Source organism: Cognatiyoonia sp. IB215446, from assembly GCF_033963825.1.
Classification (GTDB): domain Bacteria; phylum Pseudomonadota; class Alphaproteobacteria; order Rhodobacterales; family Rhodobacteraceae; genus Yoonia.
In genome coordinates, this window is the sequence record NZ_JAXBMD010000001.1 from 955,745 (window position 1) to 972,834 (window position 17,090).

14 protein-coding genes and 1 tRNA gene are annotated in these 17,090 nt (G+C 58.0%); 5 read left to right on the forward strand and 10 right to left on the reverse strand.

The genetic code is table 11. The features are described from left to right. Positions 1–36 precede the first annotated feature (36 nt). From modA to modC, 3 genes are read left to right on the forward strand one after another with little or no spacing between them, the layout of a single operon-like run. Complete coding sequence (modA, locus tag SLH49_RS04850; RefSeq protein WP_320268022.1) at positions 37–777, forward strand: molybdate ABC transporter substrate-binding protein; 741 nt, start codon at positions 37–39, stop codon at positions 775–777. After that, complete coding sequence (gene modB, locus SLH49_RS04855) at positions 774–1,469, forward strand: molybdate ABC transporter permease subunit (protein WP_320268023.1); 696 nt, start codon at positions 774–776, stop codon at positions 1,467–1,469. The genes modA and modB overlap by 4 nt, the downstream gene beginning before the upstream one ends. Continuing rightward, the gene (modC, locus tag SLH49_RS04860) at positions 1,430–2,530 is read left to right on the forward strand and encodes a molybdenum ABC transporter ATP-binding protein (protein WP_320268024.1); all 1,101 of its coding nucleotides are present in this window, start codon (positions 1,430–1,432) and stop codon (positions 2,528–2,530) included. Before modB ends, modC begins: the two co-directional genes overlap by 40 nt. On the opposite strand, the gene SLH49_RS04865 is transcribed toward modC, so the two are convergent. From SLH49_RS04865 to neuC, 3 genes are read right to left on the reverse strand one after another with little or no spacing between them, the layout of a single operon-like run. Continuing rightward, positions 2,527–3,819 (reverse strand): 3-deoxy-D-manno-octulosonic acid transferase, encoded by a 1,293-nt coding sequence (locus SLH49_RS04865; RefSeq protein WP_320268025.1) that lies wholly within the window; start codon positions 3,817–3,819, stop codon positions 2,527–2,529. The genes modC and SLH49_RS04865 overlap by 4 nt on opposite strands. Continuing rightward, positions 3,816–5,084, reverse strand: a complete 1,269-nt coding sequence (locus tag SLH49_RS04870) for a 3-deoxy-D-manno-octulosonic acid transferase (RefSeq protein ID WP_320268026.1) — start codon at positions 5,082–5,084, stop codon at positions 3,816–3,818. Before SLH49_RS04870 ends, SLH49_RS04865 begins: the two co-directional genes overlap by 4 nt. Further along, positions 5,068–6,192, reverse strand: a complete 1,125-nt coding sequence (gene neuC, locus SLH49_RS04875; RefSeq protein WP_320268027.1) for a UDP-N-acetylglucosamine 2-epimerase — start codon at positions 6,190–6,192, stop codon at positions 5,068–5,070. The genes SLH49_RS04870 and neuC overlap by 17 nt, the downstream gene beginning before the upstream one ends. 168 nt (positions 6,193–6,360) lie before the next feature. On the opposite strand from neuC, the gene SLH49_RS04880 reads away from it, so the two are divergent. Next, a tRNA-Cys gene (locus SLH49_RS04880) sits at positions 6,361–6,434 on the forward strand. A 644-nt stretch (positions 6,435–7,078) separates the two neighbouring features. Here the strand turns inward: SLH49_RS04880 and SLH49_RS04885 are convergent. Next, the gene (locus SLH49_RS04885) at positions 7,079–7,618 is read right to left on the reverse strand and encodes a hypothetical protein (protein WP_320268028.1); all 540 of its coding nucleotides are present in this window, start codon (positions 7,616–7,618) and stop codon (positions 7,079–7,081) included. A 1,168-nt stretch (positions 7,619–8,786) separates the two neighbouring features. Then, entirely contained in the window at positions 8,787–9,848 is a 1,062-nt protein-coding gene (locus tag SLH49_RS04890; RefSeq protein WP_320268029.1) for a hypothetical protein, read from the reverse strand. 643 nt (positions 9,849–10,491) lie between these two features. Here SLH49_RS04890 and SLH49_RS04895 point away from each other — a divergent pair. Then, positions 10,492–10,695, forward strand: a complete 204-nt coding sequence (locus SLH49_RS04895; protein WP_320268030.1) for a phospholipase effector Tle1 domain-containing protein — start codon at positions 10,492–10,494, stop codon at positions 10,693–10,695. 409 nt (positions 10,696–11,104) lie between these two features. Here the strand turns inward: SLH49_RS04895 and SLH49_RS04900 are convergent, their stop codons facing one another. The 5 genes from SLH49_RS04900 to SLH49_RS04920 all read right to left on the reverse strand — a co-directional run bounded on the left by SLH49_RS04900 (position 11,105) and on the right by SLH49_RS04920 (position 17,090). Next, positions 11,105–11,893 (reverse strand): DUF1028 domain-containing protein, encoded by a 789-nt coding sequence (locus SLH49_RS04900; RefSeq protein ID WP_320268031.1) that lies wholly within the window; start codon positions 11,891–11,893, stop codon positions 11,105–11,107. 1 nt (position 11,894) lies between these two features. Next, a complete protein-coding gene (locus tag SLH49_RS04905) occupies positions 11,895–13,694 on the reverse strand; it encodes a gamma-glutamyltransferase family protein (protein WP_320268032.1) in 1,800 nt (599 codons plus the stop codon). Between the two features lie 9 nt (positions 13,695–13,703). Beyond that, a complete protein-coding gene (locus SLH49_RS04910) occupies positions 13,704–14,579 on the reverse strand; it encodes an ABC transporter permease (protein WP_320268033.1) in 876 nt (291 codons plus the stop codon). Next, on the reverse strand, positions 14,576–15,520 hold the full coding sequence (locus tag SLH49_RS04915; RefSeq protein WP_320268034.1) for an ABC transporter permease: 945 nt from the start codon (positions 15,518–15,520) through the stop codon (positions 14,576–14,578). The genes SLH49_RS04910 and SLH49_RS04915 overlap by 4 nt, the downstream gene beginning before the upstream one ends. 61 nt (positions 15,521–15,581) lie before the next feature. Continuing rightward, on the reverse strand, positions 15,582–17,090 hold the full coding sequence (locus tag SLH49_RS04920; RefSeq protein WP_320268035.1) for an ABC transporter substrate-binding protein: 1,509 nt from the start codon (positions 17,088–17,090) through the stop codon (positions 15,582–15,584).

Genomic DNA, 17,090 nt, shown 5'->3' on the forward strand with positions numbered 1-17,090 from the left:
CTTGCACCCCTTTAGGATCGGTCAGATAGTCGCGCCATGATATGGCGGTTCGTCCTTTTGATATGGCTTGGCCTTTCCGGCGCTATGGTGCGCGCGGATGTGCTTGTCTTTGCCGCCGCCAGCCTCAAAGAACCGGTGGATGCGATTGCAGTATCCTTGGATGATGTCGTGGTGTCCTATGGCGGCAGCGGCACGATGGCGCGCCAAGTCAGTCTGGGCGCGCCTGTCGATGTCGTTCTGCTCGCAAACAAAGACTGGATGGATGTCCTTGTTGAAGGAGGTCACGTTGTGCCTGCCAGCGTCATCGATTTCGCCAGCAATCGACTGGTTTTGATCGGCGATGCGCAAGAGGATGTTCTTGCGTTGGAGGCTGGTGATTTGCTGCAGGCGCTCGACGGGGGACGCATGGCGCTAGGCCTCACCGAGGCCGTGCCGGCGGGCATTTACGCCAAATCTGCGCTGCAATCGCTGGATTTGTGGGAGGCGCTATCGGATCGTCTGGCAGAAGTGGACAATGTGCGCGCGGCACTGACACTTGTTGCGCGCGGACAGGCGCCTTTGGGGATTGTCTATGCGACCGATCTACGGATCACGGACGCCGTCCGGCAACTGGCGATTTTTCCAAGCGATAGTCACCCGCCTATCCGCTATCAGGCCGCGCTGACGCGTAATGCAGACCCCGCAGCGCAGGCATTTCTCGATACCCTGACGGGCCCGGAAGGCCGCGAAAAACTGGCCGCTTCAGGTTTCCTGCCACCTTTGGCGGTGGGCGAATGACCGATCTTTTAGGACCGGCCGAGTGGACGGCGATCCGCCTTTCGCTGCAAGTTGCGCTGGTGGCGACGCTGGTCGCGCTCCCGCTCGCGATTTGGGTGGCCTACCTTCTTGCGCGAAAGCAGTTCATCGGGCGCCAGTTCCTGAATGGTTTGGTTCATTTGCCATTGGTGCTGCCGCCCGTTGTCACAGGCTACCTGTTGCTCGTGGTCTTTGGGCGGCAAGGACCCATTGGCGGGTTCTTGGAAAGCATGTTGGGCATCACATTCGCTTTCCGCTGGACTGGCGCGGCGCTGGCTGCGGGCATCATGGCCTTTCCGCTGATGGTCCGCGCGATCCGGCTGGGGATCGAAGCCGTGGATCCGGGGCTGGAGGATGCGGCGGCAACTTTGGGTGCCTCGCGCTGGCGGGTGCTGAGCACCATTACGCTGCCGCTCATCCTTCCCGGTATACTGGCCGGGGCAATCCTTGGTTTTGCCAAGGCGCTGGGCGAGTTCGGTGCGACCATCACCTTTGTCGCGGCCATCCCCGGCGAGACTCAAACGATCCCCTCCGCGATCTATGGTTTGCTGCAGGTTCCCGGCAGCGAGCCTGCGGTGCTTGGTCTCGTGATCGTCTCTATCATCCTTGCGATGGGGGCTTTGCTGGCGTCGGAATGGCTGGCGCGCCGTGTGGCCCGACAGATGGCTGCCTGATGCTGGAGATCGATGTCACCAAGCAACTGGGTGCCTTTGCCTTGCAGGCGAAAGTGACAGCTCCGGCGGGGCTGACGGCGATTTTCGGACCGTCCGGCTCTGGCAAGACGTCACTGGTCAATGCGGTTGCGGGGCTTGTCAAGCCAGATGCAGGCAGGATCGCGGTAGGCGACAGCGTTCTGTTTGACAGCGCGGCACGCATCAACCGCCCCGCGCATCAGCGGCGTGTCGGTTATGTCTTTCAGGATGCCCGGCTCTTTCCGCATCTAAGTGTGGAGCGGAACCTGCGATATGGCGGTGATCATGATGCAGATCATCTGATCGCGCTATTGGGGTTGGAGGATTTGCTGGCGCGTCGGCCTGCGGGTTTGTCGGGCGGTGAAAAGCAGCGTGTGGCGCTCGGGCGCGCCTTGATGTGCAACCCGCAGATCCTCCTGATGGATGAGCCGCTGGCTGCTCTTGATGCGCGGCGCAAGGCAGAGATCCTGCCCTACATTGAGAAGCTGCGCGATGAGGTGCAGATCCCCATTCTCTACGTCAGCCATGACGTGTCAGAAGTCGCCCGTCTGGCGACCACACTTGTCGTCATGGATGCGGGACAGGTGAGTATTGCGGGCCCTATCGGTGATGTGCTGTCGCGGCCTGATGCCGTGCCGTTGGTCGGTGTGCGGGCGGCGGGTGCGGTGATCGAGACCCGTGTTGCGGGCAGGCTTTTGCATGATGGCCTTACAGAACTTGCCTTTTCCGGCGGGCGGTTGATGATGCCCGGTCACCTGGGGCAGCTTGGCCAGAAAGTGCGGCTGCGTATCCCGGCCCAAGACGTCATCCTGGCCCGCGAAAAGCCCGCTGGGATCAGCGCGTTGAACATCCTGCCAGTACAGATCACCGGGCTTGAAGACGGGCGGGGACCCGGCGTCGCGGTCGGCCTCTTGGCAGGGCAGGACCGGCTTTTGGCGCGGGTGACGCAGCGCAGCGCACAGCGCATGCAATTGGCGGTGGGGCAAGAGGTTTACGCGATCATCAAGGCCACTGCCGTTGGCCCCGAGGATGTCGGCGTCTAGCGGGGCAGGGCCTTTTCGATTGCCGCGATCGTCCGTTGGGCCCCGCCCGCATGGGCGTCATAAAATGCGGTAATCTGATCGCTGCTGACCGGCGGCGGGTTTTGCACTGTGCTGATCAGCCCCTCTTTGGTCATCACATGAGCACAGACACCAGCTGCAATCGCCTCTGTCGCAGGATATTCAATGGTCCAGATATGCGGCCCGACGATAACCGGTTTTTTCAGCGCAAGTGGTTCGATGACGTTATGCGCGCCTTTGGTGACAAAGCCGCCACCCACGATGGCGCGGCCACACAGCGCGAGGTAGAAATACATCTCGCCCATACTGTCGCCCAGCAAAACGTCGATCTCGGTAGTGTCTCCGCGCGGCGCCAATGTGTCATCAAACAGCTCTGACCGGCGGGCGTAGCGAATTCCGGCGGCAGACAACATCTCGGCCACTTCATCAAATCGCTCAGGCGCGCGGGGCACATAGACAAAGAACGCCTCGGGCGTGGCTTTGATCATGCGCAGATAGATCGAGTCTTCACCCTCCACCACGCTTGTCAGCGTGAATGTCGGGCGGCCGCGTGTCAGCCGCTGCCGGACATGCGCGGCAGCATCCAGATGCGCTTGGGGGATCGGCTGGTCAAAGCGCAACTCACCTGTCACATACAGGTTCGGCATGTTCAGGGACGCGAAACGCGCACGTTGCCCTTCGGATTTGACAAATCCACCGGCGAAACCAGCCAACAGCTCGGCGCGTAGGCCAAGGCCTTGGGTATCCTTCTCATAGCTTTTCTTGGGATATTGCGCGTTGCACATGAAAAGCGGTGTGCCCAGGCGATGACAGGCCGCGATCATGCGCGGCCAGATTTCGATCTCCATGATCAGCCCGTATTTGGGGGCAAAATGACGTAGAAACCGGCGATACGAAAATCCGTATTCGAATGGTACCCACACGGTCTGGACCTGTCCGGCAGCGATTTCTTCTGCAAAGGCCCGTTCAGCCTCGCGGCGGCCCGCTGGCGTGAAATGCGTCGTCAGCACCGTCTCGCCCCTATCAAGGAGTGCCCGGATCAGTGGTGTTGCTGAGCGCATTTCGCCCAATGAGACAGCATGCACCCAGACTGGTTGCTGCAGTGTTTGGCGATACCAGCCAAACCGCTCGGAGATGTGCTTTGAATATAGCGGATCCTTGCGCCCACGTCGCCAGAGGTAAAGCAGGATGACCGGCATCATCGCCCACCAGAGCGCCGCATAGCCGATAAGCGCGACGCGCAGTTTCAAACTAGGAAACGGCGTGTTCATGCAGGCCTCAACAGTGCGACAAGGTCTTGTGCCAATTTGTCGGTTTGTGCGCTTGCTTTGGCGATGCAGTCGCGTGCATTCTGCGCTAATTCCGGCTGGTCGTGGTGCATGAGCGCTGTGGCGAGCGCCTCAGCGTCGTCAACTTTTAGTGCGCCGCCTGCCGAGTCCAGCACCTCAAAGTCATGCGCAAAATTTGCCGTCTGTGGCCCGTGAAAGATCGCGGTGTCCAGTGCCGCCGCCTCCCACGGGTTGTGACCGGCGACAGGACCAAAGGTACCGCCGACTAAGATCGCCCGCGCGAGGCGGTAAATCAGCCCCATTTCCCCAAATGTATCGCATAGCCAGACGCGATCATCCTGAGAAGGGATCTCATCACGTGATCGGATTGGGGCGTTTCCGCCGATCTGTGCCGTAATCTCATCCCGACGTTCGGGATATCGGGGGGCAATGATGAGTAACGCCGTCGGATCGGCTTGTGTGACGATGTCATGAGCTGCGATTGCGATCTGTTCGTCATCAGGATGTGAAGGGGCAACGGCCCAGACCCACCGATTTTGCAACGCATCTCTAAGCCGCTCCAGAACCGCCCCATCACAGGCCAAAGCCGGTGCTGCGGGCTTGAGCGAGCCTGAGACACTGGGCCCCGCCCCCAATCGCCGCAGATGTGTAGCGCTCGCATCGTCCTGCGCGGTAATCATTGCCATGACCCCGTAAAGGTCGCGGTACAACTTTGCGGCCTTTTGGTGGAGCCGAAAGGATTCAGCGTTCATCCGTGTCGCAACCATCGCTTGGGGTACGCCGTCCCGGTGCAAATCATGAACAAAGCCCGGCCAGATATCCTGTTCGACCCAGATACAAAGGTTGGGTTTGAAATGATCCAGAAAGCGTTTGCGGTAGAGCGGGGCATCGAGTGGCAGAAACTGGTGCAGCGTCCGCGGAGGCAGGTTTCTGACAAATACCTCTGCCGAGGCCGCCGTCGTTGATGTCACCAAGACCTGCACATCTGGTTGCAGGGCAGTGAGGCGGGCGATCAGGCCACGCAACGACATGACTTCGCCAAGGCCTACCGCGTGGAGCCAGATCAACGTGCCCTCGGGCCGCGCGGCAAGAGCGCGCCCCTGCTTCTCCGGCCAACGCTTGGGATGCTCCTTGCCCTTCCGCAGACGGCGCCGCAACACCGAAGGCGCAATCATCGGAACAAGATGCGCAATGAACAGATAAAGTCGCAGCAGCACGCCGCGATGCATCTTACTGCGCGGCATCATGGAAGGTTTTTTGCAGCGATCCCCGCCAGAAATTGTCATCCTCAAGGACCTTCAGAAAACGTGTGGCCGCACTGCCGCCGCCAAATGCGTGATGGCGGGGATAGGACCTGCCCCATTCGTCTTGCAGGAACCGCGCGATCTTGTCGGTCTCAAAAGCTCCGGCAAATGACACGGATGGGGATTGCGCCCGGTTGGTCTGCCGTGTGCCGATATCAAGCGAGGGCAGGCCAAGAAACGGCGCCTCACGCACACCCGCCGAGGAGTTGCCGACCATCGCGCTTGCATGCTTCATCAGTTCCGAAAAATGCGTAAATCGCATAGAGGGCAAGACACGAAATCGCTCTTTAGGTAGCGTATCGATGGCAGCCCAAATGTCGGTCGTGCCGGGATCATTGTTCGGGGCAATCACCACAAATTGTTTCCCAGATGCGTTGAGTGCACCAAAAAGCGCCTGCGATTGATCGCCCATCGTCGTCACTTCAGACGTGACCGGGTGGAACACGCAAATCCCGAAATCATCAAAAGGTAAGGCATATCGCTCCTTAACTTCTTCGATGCTGACGCCGGATGGTCCCGCATGGAAGTCCAGTTCCGGTGAGCCAATCGCGTGGATCTTTTCGGACGGTTCACCCAAAGCCATCACACGCCGCGCTGCCACATCCGAGGATACGAAGTGGTGGCTTGCCAGCTTGCTGTTACAATGGCGGTAAATCTCGTCAATCGTGCCCGAGACCTCGCCGCCTTCGATATGCGCGCAACGGATGTAGTTGGTCGCGCAAACCAGCGCGCAGGCGAGCGCCTCGACCCGGTCGCCATGGATCACCACAAGATCCGGTGCATGCTCTTTGACGAAATCCGAGAACCCGATCAGCGTCTTGGCGAGGATCAGATCCTGCGGATCATCATCGCGCTGGTTGAGGAATTCGTGCACGGCAACGCCTGCGGTCCTGTGGACTTCGAGTTTCGTTAGCCCATACCGCGCCAGCATATGCATGCCTGTGACGAAGAATGCGACTGTGAAACCTTTGTCGCGCGCAGCGACCGCCAAAGGTTCCAGCTTGCCAAAATCCGCACGCGTGCCGGTCACAAAAAGGATGGATCGAGGCATCTTTGTTCCAAATAAGATCGTTTGCCGGAGCAGCCCGTCGGGAGGTTGACTGCTAGCCTATCGGGCGGGAAGGGGAAAGCAAACTCTGTTGGTTTGGATTTCCTCACGGTCGCAAGCCTAATGCGCTTGACTGCGTCAACGTGCGGCCTTACTGACCCGTAGTCACGAGGCGAGTTGGCGGAGTGGTGACGCAGCGGATTGCAAATCCGTGTACACCGGTTCGATTCCGGTACTCGCCTCCATTTAATTTCAATGACTTAGCTCTCTCCTCTCTTTGCCCCATCAGGGGCGTTTGCAATAGCGTTTACAGTTTTGTCCTCGCGGCGCTGCTTTTCGCGCTTCAGTAAGTCGAGGACTTCCGCGCTCTCGGCAGGCGAAACGGCTGCATAATGCTCGATGACAGCGGCGGCATACCGAAGCGACCACCCCATGTGATTTGCGATTTGGTTGAGGCCAAGGCCGCTCGAAGTAGCCTCGTTGCGGCCGTTCCACGTGTATCTTGGAGCCGTAGCGTCGGATCACTTAGCTTGTCGGCTACTCGACTCTAATAACCAGCTGACCGGGAATCACAAAGTATGCCCCCGAGACCCAGGTTGTGTTGTTCCTGTTGCTACTCCAAGGCTTTCGGGCATCGTTAGGATCGGGGCCATCAAAAGGATCGAACCGCGCGGATTTCGGTGTTGCGATCCCAACAGATCGATGACATGGACGCTCTGACCCATCTTCTGCTTTAACGGTACATTGGAGCGCCTGGGATCGATGACAACGGCGGAGACTGCCCATACCCCTTGATGCAAGTTCACGCCTGACCCAGGCATAGTAAATAGATTGCGCAATGTGGGAACGGGCTTGTCTGCTTTGCTGGGGGGCGGGAGAATTGGGATTCTTATGGATTACCCGTCGGGTCATTGTTTCTGCTTTGCTGAACAGCTTGCCGCAAATCTTCAAAGGAAGCGATGCCATCCACTTCCCGCAACCTCATGTCTGAGCGAATGGCTTCGACTTGCTCAAAATAGTTCTTGATTTGATCAGACTCGTTTTCTCCGAGTTTATGGGGCATGTCGAGAAGCCTTCTACGAAGATCATAGAACTCGGATTCACCAAGGCGAAAGCTCTTGTAGTTCTGCTCGACTTTGAAGCCTTTCTGAGAAACATAAAGCACGGCAACATGCGCTGAAACTATTGTAAGCGACCATTTTGAAAATGGATCGCCTGTGATTGCCTGCGCAAGGAAGGGTATCGATATTCCACCCAGGATCGTCCAAGCGACACAGTAGTGGTGGAAGTTACCGTATTTCGCAGCATTATTCTTCCAGAAAACGAGCGTTCCTTTTAGACGATCATAGTGCTGTTCGAACAGTTCGCGATTTTCTTCAGAAAAGTGAGGCGAATGCGAGAAAGTAAAATTGGCTTCCTTCAGGTTCACTCGCTTTAGGATTGCGCGGCCTACGGGAATGAAGGTAACAAGTGCAACTGCACAGTAAGATGCTAAAAATATTGCCCACCCGTTCATGCCGATAGACTAACTTAGATCAAGCGGAAGAGTCAGCAGAAATCCTTTGCTCGCTACCTTTCTAGCCCGAAATGTGTATCGTTTCATAAGTCGCTTCCCTTGCCTTTGGCCGGTTTCATTCCCCACGTTGAGCCTTGTGCGAGCTTGGCAGGATACGGCGCGCGTCAAGACGGACGTAGTTGCATCCATGATCGCCCGCTCACTGAAAGGCGGCATCACCACGCTCTGCGATTGGTTTGATCGGTACGTGTGTTGTTTCAGTAACTCAAGAGCTCGATCTGTCCGGGACGGTCGACGAGGAGGCATCGAGCCGTCTGCATACAACGCTTTCGCATCCATTCCCTCGGCCAGAGAGTGGGCAAATCTGCGTGAAAGTCATCAACCACTTATGGACGCAGTTTTGATTGAAAACCTCACATCCAAAGTTGGCCCTCAAGATGCGCTTTGGATCGTCGGCGACTTTGCGTTCGGCCCCAACAGCCGAGCACAAACGCGAAGCATCTGTTGGACTATATCTTGGACAATACGCTTTCGAATTTATCCTTTAAAAACAATACTATTTAATACATGTAGGCTAATCCGGTACTCGCCTCCACAAAAACCTCATAACTCATTGAATAAAAAAGATTACATAGGTTTAGGTAGACTGCAGTGGGCCATTTTGTGGCCGTACCATCATTTAGCGTGAATTTGTTTGAGTGGTTCGTACCGCTTCGCAGGTCAGCGTTTAGTGTCGTTGTTCCAACTGACAGATTCCCATTTCTTGGCTGCCTCCCACCACACTCCCTCTGATCGTTGCCAACAGCTATGATCATTATTCCCGCTAGGCCACGTGTTGCGCTCGGCAATCAATAGCCAAATCGGCGTAGCATCGTGCTGTCTACAATAGTCTAAGAGCACCTCTTCGCATCTTCGTCACACGTAGCTTGGGCATCACTTTCTTGAACAACAAGACGTCACCGTGCCTTTTCTACCCTCCGGTAGCGCCATAAAACTGACATCTCTACCTGCCGCCCTTCGGGTAAACGTTACAAAAAAGTTACTGGTACTCGCTCATCCGTGCGCGTTTTTTTCGTGGTGTCTACTCAAAGCAAGGCAGAACATCTTCCTCAAAATATGGCTCCTGGTTCACCCAGAACATGTAGTCCACTTGCAAAAACTCGTGGGCAAATGCGCTAAGTTTCGGCACAAGACTTGTACGCCCACTCTGGACTTCATTTGAGTTCGTTTGCCCAACATAGTTGCCATCCTGAATGGCGATCCCAAGCGGAACAGAAAAAGTACCTTCGTGCATCATTGCCAAGGGATGGTTCAGCTGACCCTTGCGCTGCATTAACAGGTCAGGAGTGCCGAGACCGACACCAATCACCTCACCGTGCTGATAGACGCCTGACAGGTATCCCTCATCCTCCCAAGGCAACCACTCGCCAGGCATGAAGTTTGCGTATTGGAGTTTGTCAGTATTAGGAAACGCAGTTGCCAGAGCCTGCATGTTTGTTTTGATGCCTTCAAAGTAGAGTTCTGGAGAAAAACTGGGGTCTGTTTCGGAGGACACTCCGATCGCGGTTTCCTGAAGGTTTATTCCAGCAACTTCTCCGTCAAACTCTTCTCCAAGGGCCTGCAGAAGCGCACTAAACCGCTCCTGAACTCTTGGTGACCACCGCTTGGCAACCCAACCTTCCGGTTGCCCGTTCTCATAGAATTGCTCAGTCGCTCCGCCGTCGAACTCGTCCGATCTTAGATATCCTGGAACGGGGACATTGCGATGCCAGAAACTCGCGTCCTGAAGTTGGATAAAGAGTGTCTTGCCATGCAGTCTGAGGTAAGCGAGATCCTCTTGGATATCGCTGAAATCATAGACACCTCTGTGTGGCTCTAAATCAGCCCAGGCGTACATGACCTGAGCACCTTCGAACCTACCGGACTCAAGCAGAGCGTGACGACGCATGGCACGGCGGTCCCGCGCGAAATACACGAAATGCTGAATACCATCGGCACCGACCGGACAGGTCGCGTCGTCATAGGCTTCATGAGCAGTCAGATATCTGTTTGCCGGGTTCTCCCAACTCTGACCAATCAAAGGAGCTGGCATGTACAGAACACCGACCGTTAGCATCATCGGAACACAGCTGCGCATCTGCATGAATCGCCCTCATCAAAGCAAAGCTTTTTGTGCTTGATGACGTAACGGCAGGACGAAGACAAGCCGTCCCAGCTAAAGTGCGACAACGACCTGCCCGGCGGTCATTCGCGCTAAGCGCGGGATTGAGGAACTGGGCCTCAAGTGAGATGTTGGACGGATATCCGGGATGGCTTGTGCCAGCGCAAAACCGAACAAAATTAACTTCCGGTTAAGGGCTACGACCAAACTGTGGCCGACCTATCCTAAAGGACAGGGTCAGAGAACCATATGCGGCCACAATCCGATGTGATCCAGTGCATGTGACGAGTAAAGTTGGTGAGTAATTAGCCCCTTTTAGAGTGAGCATTATTAGGTAACTGGTTACACGGCAGCGAGGGAATATTTGCTTTCGCTGCCGTTTACGACCTTCTTCACGGAAGACTGCATTCCTTCGCAATCAGCACTTCTGTAATCTGCGGTTCGAACAAAAAATCGAAACCAAACCGCGAAACTCGCTAGGGTTGCGGCAACATCAACGCACTCTGGTTTGACGAAAGTGCTCAATTCATTCAACTTTCCAGGTAATTCACCGCGAAGTTTTTTGTCTGGGTTGTTTTATGAGACTGGTTGTCCGCTGTGATGGGACGTGGAAAATAGGCCCAACGTGAAGCAGGTCTGGTTTCCGGGCGTCCATGGCGACGTTGGCGGCTCCTATGCAGAGACCGGGCTGGGCGACACCACGCTAGATTGGATGGTAGACGCCGCCGTTCGATGCAAACTCGATTTTCAGGAACGGTTTCGAGATCAGTTGAAGCCGCAGAATATCTTCGTCCGAGTACCGTTTCCGCGCCATCAATCCCGTCTCTAAAAACTGAGCCAACTTTGGCACAGCTTTGCGGGGGCAAGACAAGCGGGGCGAAGGCGATATCCGTCGCATCGCCCGGCAGCATCTTCGCAATCTCAGACAGAACCAGCGCGTCGCGACCATGCGGCATGGTAAAGCCCGGAAGACGCGGATCAAACTGGCAGGCCATCGGTGTCGTATTGTGAAAGGTCGGCGTACGCTTGGCAGCCGTAAGATCCCGCTGGCCATCAAGATTGTCCAGCATCTGCTATCGCTATTTCGCGGTTTGGGCGATGCTAAGCAGCAGTTCAGCGCCTGCAATGTCCGCTTGAGTAATTGTCTCTGCCATTGATATGTCACAGGTAGTCGAGAGCCATTTGTGCTCGATGTCACGTCATTGACCGCCGTCGCCCCAGCGTGGTCAGGCGAATGCTCACTTTTTCAGCGCTACCGATGGGTTTTGCCTCTGGTCGCCCAGTTCTGTGGCAAAGGACCGGCTGACGCGGCCTTCGGCCTTGCGCCGGGCCTCTTCCGCAGCGATGGCGGCGTCGATGCTTGTTCTGTCGGTCAGGCCCGAAAAATCCGCCTTTGTCGGCATGATCTCAGCCACGTGCAAAAACCGCTCTCCGGCGACGTCCAGAAGTCTGCGCAACTCTGCCAGCGGATCGGGATGGTCGTCAGCGCGCAGGTCGATCCATGGGTAATCCTCGGTCCTGTGGATGCAGAGTGCTGCGGATTGCGTGCCTCGTTTGTCGCCACCCGCGGCTGCCCCGGCCTCCATGGCAGTCAACAGTCGCCTGGGCAGGGGTTCGTGCATAGCCGCCTGATACGCAGCAAGGGTATGTTCGACGACCTGTGGTCCGGCCAGCATATTGCCCGCGACGGACACCCCCGGACCCGCAGCATGACCCGCCCAGTCGACGCACTCGGCACCCGTATGAGCCGATATCTGACCATTTGCATCGACCATATGCACCTGACGCTGCAACCGCCCGCCATCGCGGGCAATCATATCCGAAAGCACCTTTTCTGCTGCTTCGCCTTTCGCCAGCCGATCAACACCTTCAACACCCAGCATCGGGTTGATAAATGCCTGCGTTGCTACGGCACCTTTGCCTCCTCGAATGTGCGGAACCAGCGCGCCCACAGCGAAAAAACGACTGGCGACTGCGATGCCCAGATGGTCTGTCTCAGGATCACGTGCGAGAATGGAATAGGTCATCCTATCGCCCCACCGCGTAAGCTTGCATCAGCCTTGGCGTGGCGGCGGCGCGCATCAGTCCAGAGGGGTCGCGCGCTGCGGCGGTCAGGCGGCCGACGGTCCATGGTTCTGCCACCTCTACGCCATGCCCGTGTGCACGCAGATCGGCGATGACTGCATCGCCGAAAGCAGGCTCGACCATCAGATGCCCGGGCTGCGCTGCGCGGGGGTAGAACGAGCTTTGGAAATGCGCCGTATGAAAGAGGGGTGCATCGATCCCGGCCTGCAGGTTCACCCCACCATGCACCAACCGCAGGAACAGGATCAGTTGCCATTGATCCTGCTGATCCCCACCCGGCGTGCCAAAGGTCAACGCTCGCCCGTCCGGACCGCGTGCCATGGATGGCGACAGCGTGGTACGCGGGCGCCGACCGGGCGCAAGCGATGTCGGCAGGCCTTCGGTCAGCCAGAACATCTGCGCCCGGGAATTCAAAGGCATGCCAAGCCCCGGCACTACCGGCGAGGACTGCAACCATCCACCTGAAGGCGTTGCCGAGATCATGTTTCCCCACCGGTCGATCACATCGATATGGACGGTATCTCCGCGCTTTTCGGTCAGATGCGCCATTGTCGGTTCTCCGGCACCGGCGCCGGGCGTATCGACGATATCCTGCGAGGCCCGCGCGACAGCCGCACTGGCCCAATCCTCAAAACCCGCAATCGTTCCGGGCCGTTGTTCCAAGGATGCGGTGTCGCCAATCAGCTTTTGCCGCGCGACCGCGTAATCCCGGCTGAGCAGAGTGTTGAGCGGGATATCCGTATGGTCGGGATCGCCGTAATAGGCCTCGCGGTCCGCAAAGGCGAGCTTCATCGCCTCGGTCACCTGATGGACGAAATCTGCGCCCGTCAGGTCTGCCTTGCCAATCCCGGTATTCTCAAGCAACCGAAGCGTCTGCAGCATCACCGGGCCTTGCGTCCAGACACCGGCCTTCCAAACTGTCCATCTGTCATAGTCGACAGAAACGGGCGCTTCATAACTCGGCTGCCAATCGGCCATGTCCTGCCCGGTCATGACACCCCTGCGGCGCGCGCCCGCGGCATCCATCACACAGGCCTCACGTAGCCATGTATCAATCGCCTCGGCCACGAAACCTTCGTAGAAGGCGCGCCGCGCCGCCTCGATCTGGGCTTCGCGACCTGATGCTGCTTCAGCCTCTGTTAGGATACGGTCATAGGTATCAGCGAGTGCAGGGTTCTTGAACAGGTTTTCAGGCTCTGGCGCGGCACCGCCCGACACCCAGGTGGCGTAGGATGTCGGCCATTCGTCGCGAAAGAACTCCGACAGCCCTTTGATCGTCGCAGACACGCGAGGCAGCGTCGGATGTCCGTGCCGCGCATAATGGATCGCCGGTTCCAGAATATCGCGCAGCGGTAGCCGCCCATGATCGCGCAGCATCAGCATCCAGGCACCAAATGCACCTGGGATCACAGTGGCGAGCAGCCCTGACCCCGGCACCAGATCGAGCCCTTCATCCTTGTAATGCGCAATCGTCGCACCTGCGGGCGCCGTTCCCTGACCGCAAACGACATGTGGTGTGTCCTCGCCCGCCAGATGGATCAGCGCCGGCATGTCGCCCAATGGGCCGCAAAGATGCGGCTCCACCACTTGCAGGACAAAGCCCATTGCCGCCCCTGCATCAATCGCGGTGCCGCCCTTTTCAAGGATCGCCATGCCCACGGCTGACGCGATCCAATGGGTCGAGGTCGCCACACCAAAGGTGCCAAGGATTTCAGGACGTGTGGTGAACTGAGGTGTTTGCATTGGTCGCCTTTACGTATCGCGCGGGTCGAGCGCGTCGCGCAGCCCGTCACCCAAAAGATTGAAGCCAAGCACCACAAGGAAAATCGCGATGCCGGGCCAGAACGCCATCCATGGCGCCTGTTCCATAAACGCCTTGGCCGTGTTCAGCATCGCCCCCCAGGACGGCGCTGGTGGCTGCTGACCAAGGCCAAGGAAAGACAGCGACGCTTCGGCAATGATCGCCGCCGCCACCGTCAGTGTCGCCTGCACCAAAAGTGGCGGCGTGATGTTGGGCAGGACATAGCGCCAGATGATGGCCCCATGTCCCAAACCAACGGCGCGTGCGCTCTCGATATAATCCTCGGTCAACACATTGAGCGTTTGGCCCCGTGCGATGCGGATAAAGATCGGCACCGCCGACAGGCCTATGGCAATCATCGCGTTGGTCAGCGATGGCCCCAGAAAGGCTGCAAGTGCGATAGCGAGGATGAGGAAAGGGGCAGCGAGGAGGGCCTCTGTCACGCGCCCGATGATCGCGTCGGACCAGCCTTTGGCATAGCCCGCGAGCACGCCAAGGGGAATGCCGATAGCCATCGCAATGGCGACCGAGACGACACCGGCCAAAAGCGACGCCCGCGCGCCCCAGATCATCCGGCTCAGGATATCGCGCCCGATTTCGTCGGTCCCCAGCCAATGCTGAGGCGAGGGCGGTTTGCGAACAGCGCCCCAGTCGGTCTCTGCTGGGCCGGGGATTGGCAGAACCGGCGCAAGCAGCGCCACGATGACAAAGAACCCCACAATCACCACGCCCGCCATCGCGGCCACATTACGCTGCAGCTTTGCCCAGACGCGGTTGCGGCGGGGCGGCAGCGCCTCGGCGGGCGTGGCGAGATCAATCGCGGTCATGGCGTCGCCATGCGTGGGTTCAGGACGCGGTAAAGCGCGTCTGCCAGGATATTCATCAGGATAAAGGTGATCGCGGTGCAAAGCACGATCCCCTGAACAACCGCGTAGTCGCGATTGAATACCGCATCCACGACCAGCTTGCCAAAGCCGGGGATGGTGAAAATCTGCTCGGTCAGCACGGCGCCTGCCAGCAATTCGCCGAACAGCAATGTGATCACCGTCACCACTGGCACCAGCGCGTTCTTCAGCGCATGGCGCAGCACAACCACCTTTTCGCGCAATCCTTTGGCGCGGGCGGTGCGCACATAATCTGATTGCAGCACGCTCAGCATTGCCGAGCGCGTATGCCGCATCAGCGTTGCGGCGATGGCCGTTCCCAGCACGAAAGCGGGCATCAGCATGGTGCGGATCGATTGCAGTGGATCATCGCTAAAAGGCCGATAGCCGGAGGCGGGCAACCAGCCCAGGTTCACCGACACAAGCAGGATCATCATGATCCCCAGCCAGAAATTCGGCACTGACAGCCCCGACAGGGCGATGACATTCGCCACCCAATCGATCCAGGTGCCTTTGTAATAGGCCGAGATCACGCCCGCCGGGATGCCGATGACCATCGCAAAGACCAGCGCCATCACAGCCAGCTGCAAGGTCACGGGCAGCTTTTCCAAGATCAGTTCCAGAACTGGCTGCTGCGTGCGCAGCGAAATCCCCAAATCGCCCCGCAGCGCGTTGCCGATCCAGTGGAAATACTGGACATAAAGCGGATCGTTCAGCCGGTATTTCTCGCGCAGGTATTCCAAGATCTCGGGATTCCGGTCCTCCCCCGCTAGCGCCAGAACCGGATCACCCGGCAACAGCTTTTGCAGGAAAAACACGAAGATCGAGATCAGGATGACCGTCGGGATCGCGACCAGAAGACGGCGTCCAATGAAAAGCAGCATGGGGGCCTCTTAGGGGTGAAACGGGCAGGCCCGGCGGTGTGACCCGCCGGGGACAAGGTGCTCACTCGGTCTTGGACACACCGACCAGACGGATCATGCCATCGGGATAGGGGACGTAGCCCGCAACCGCGTCATCGATCGCCCAGATCCACGTTTGGTGGTAAAGATAGATGATCGGGATCTCTTCCTGGAGAATGGCGAGCGCCGCGTCATAGCTCTCCTTGCGGGTCGCGACATCTGTCGATGTGCGCGCGGCGTTGAGCAGCGTATCAATCTCTGGATTGCAATAGCCACTGTCATTGATCCCGCCTTCGCAGGTCATGAATTGGTGGATATTGCCATCCGGATCGACGCGGCCCGACCACCCGATCTGGCTGATTTCAAAGGCACCTGCGGTCTGTTCGGACAGCAGCGTCGCAAATTCCTTGGCCACGATGCTGATATTGATGCCGGCCTCAGCGGCCATTGCCTGCACCACCTGCACAACCTGCTGTGCGACCGGGTTGGTTGAGACCTGGACCTCAACACTGATCCCTTCTGCGCCTGCTTCCGCTAGCAGTGCCCTTGCCGCCTCAACATCACGGGCGGGCACGGGGAAATCGCTGTTATACCAGGGCGAGGTCGGTGGATAAGGCTGGTTGCCGGGTGCAAAGACACCTTCGAACACCACCTGATTCAGGACCTCGCGGTCGATGGCGAGCGATAAGGCACGGCGCACCGTGGCATCTTGACCCATCGGTGTTTCGGACCGGTCTGTATTTGCGACGTTCACCGTCAGGCCCTGATAGCCCAGTGACACGGCCTGTTCGAGCAACAGGCCATCATCCGCCTGAACCGAGGCAACATCCGTCGCTGCCAGCCGTTCGATCATGTCCACGTCGCCCGCCCGCAGATTGGCCAGGCGCACAGTATCGTCCGTGATCGGCAGATAGGTTACCGTGTCGAAATTGATCTCATCCGCGCGCCAGTAATCTTCGAACTTGGTCAGCACGATCCGGTCCTGCTGGACGCGCTCGGTAAAGCTGAAGGGACCGGCGCAAACCGGTGCGTTCCCGAACCCGATCCCCATTTCCTCTGCCGCTTTCGGCGAAAGCATCATGCCGGAACGGTCAGCAAACTGCGCCAGCAGCGTCGCATCGGGGTTCGCCAACATGATCTCGATCGTGTATTCATCCACCACATTGGTGCCACTGATCGATGCCACTTCGGACTTGCGACGGCTTTCATCCAGGGTTTTTGATCGATTGATGTTATAAGCGACGGCTTCGGCATTGAAGGGCTCGCCATCATGAAAGGTCACGTCTTCGCGCAGGGTCATCGTCAGGGTCATGCCGTCGCTGGACCATTCCCATCCGGTTGCCAGCATCGGGATGATTTCAAGGTCGGGCGTGATATCCACGAGCTTGTCGCACATCGCCGCGTAAACGATCCGACCCACGAATGTGCGGGACTGATCCGGATCAAGGATATCGGGGTCTTCGGCCAGGCCGATCCTGAAATCCTGCGCAAAGGCCAGCGAGGTGGTGAACACCAGCGCGGCTGTGGTTGAAAGAAGGTATTTGGTTTGCAT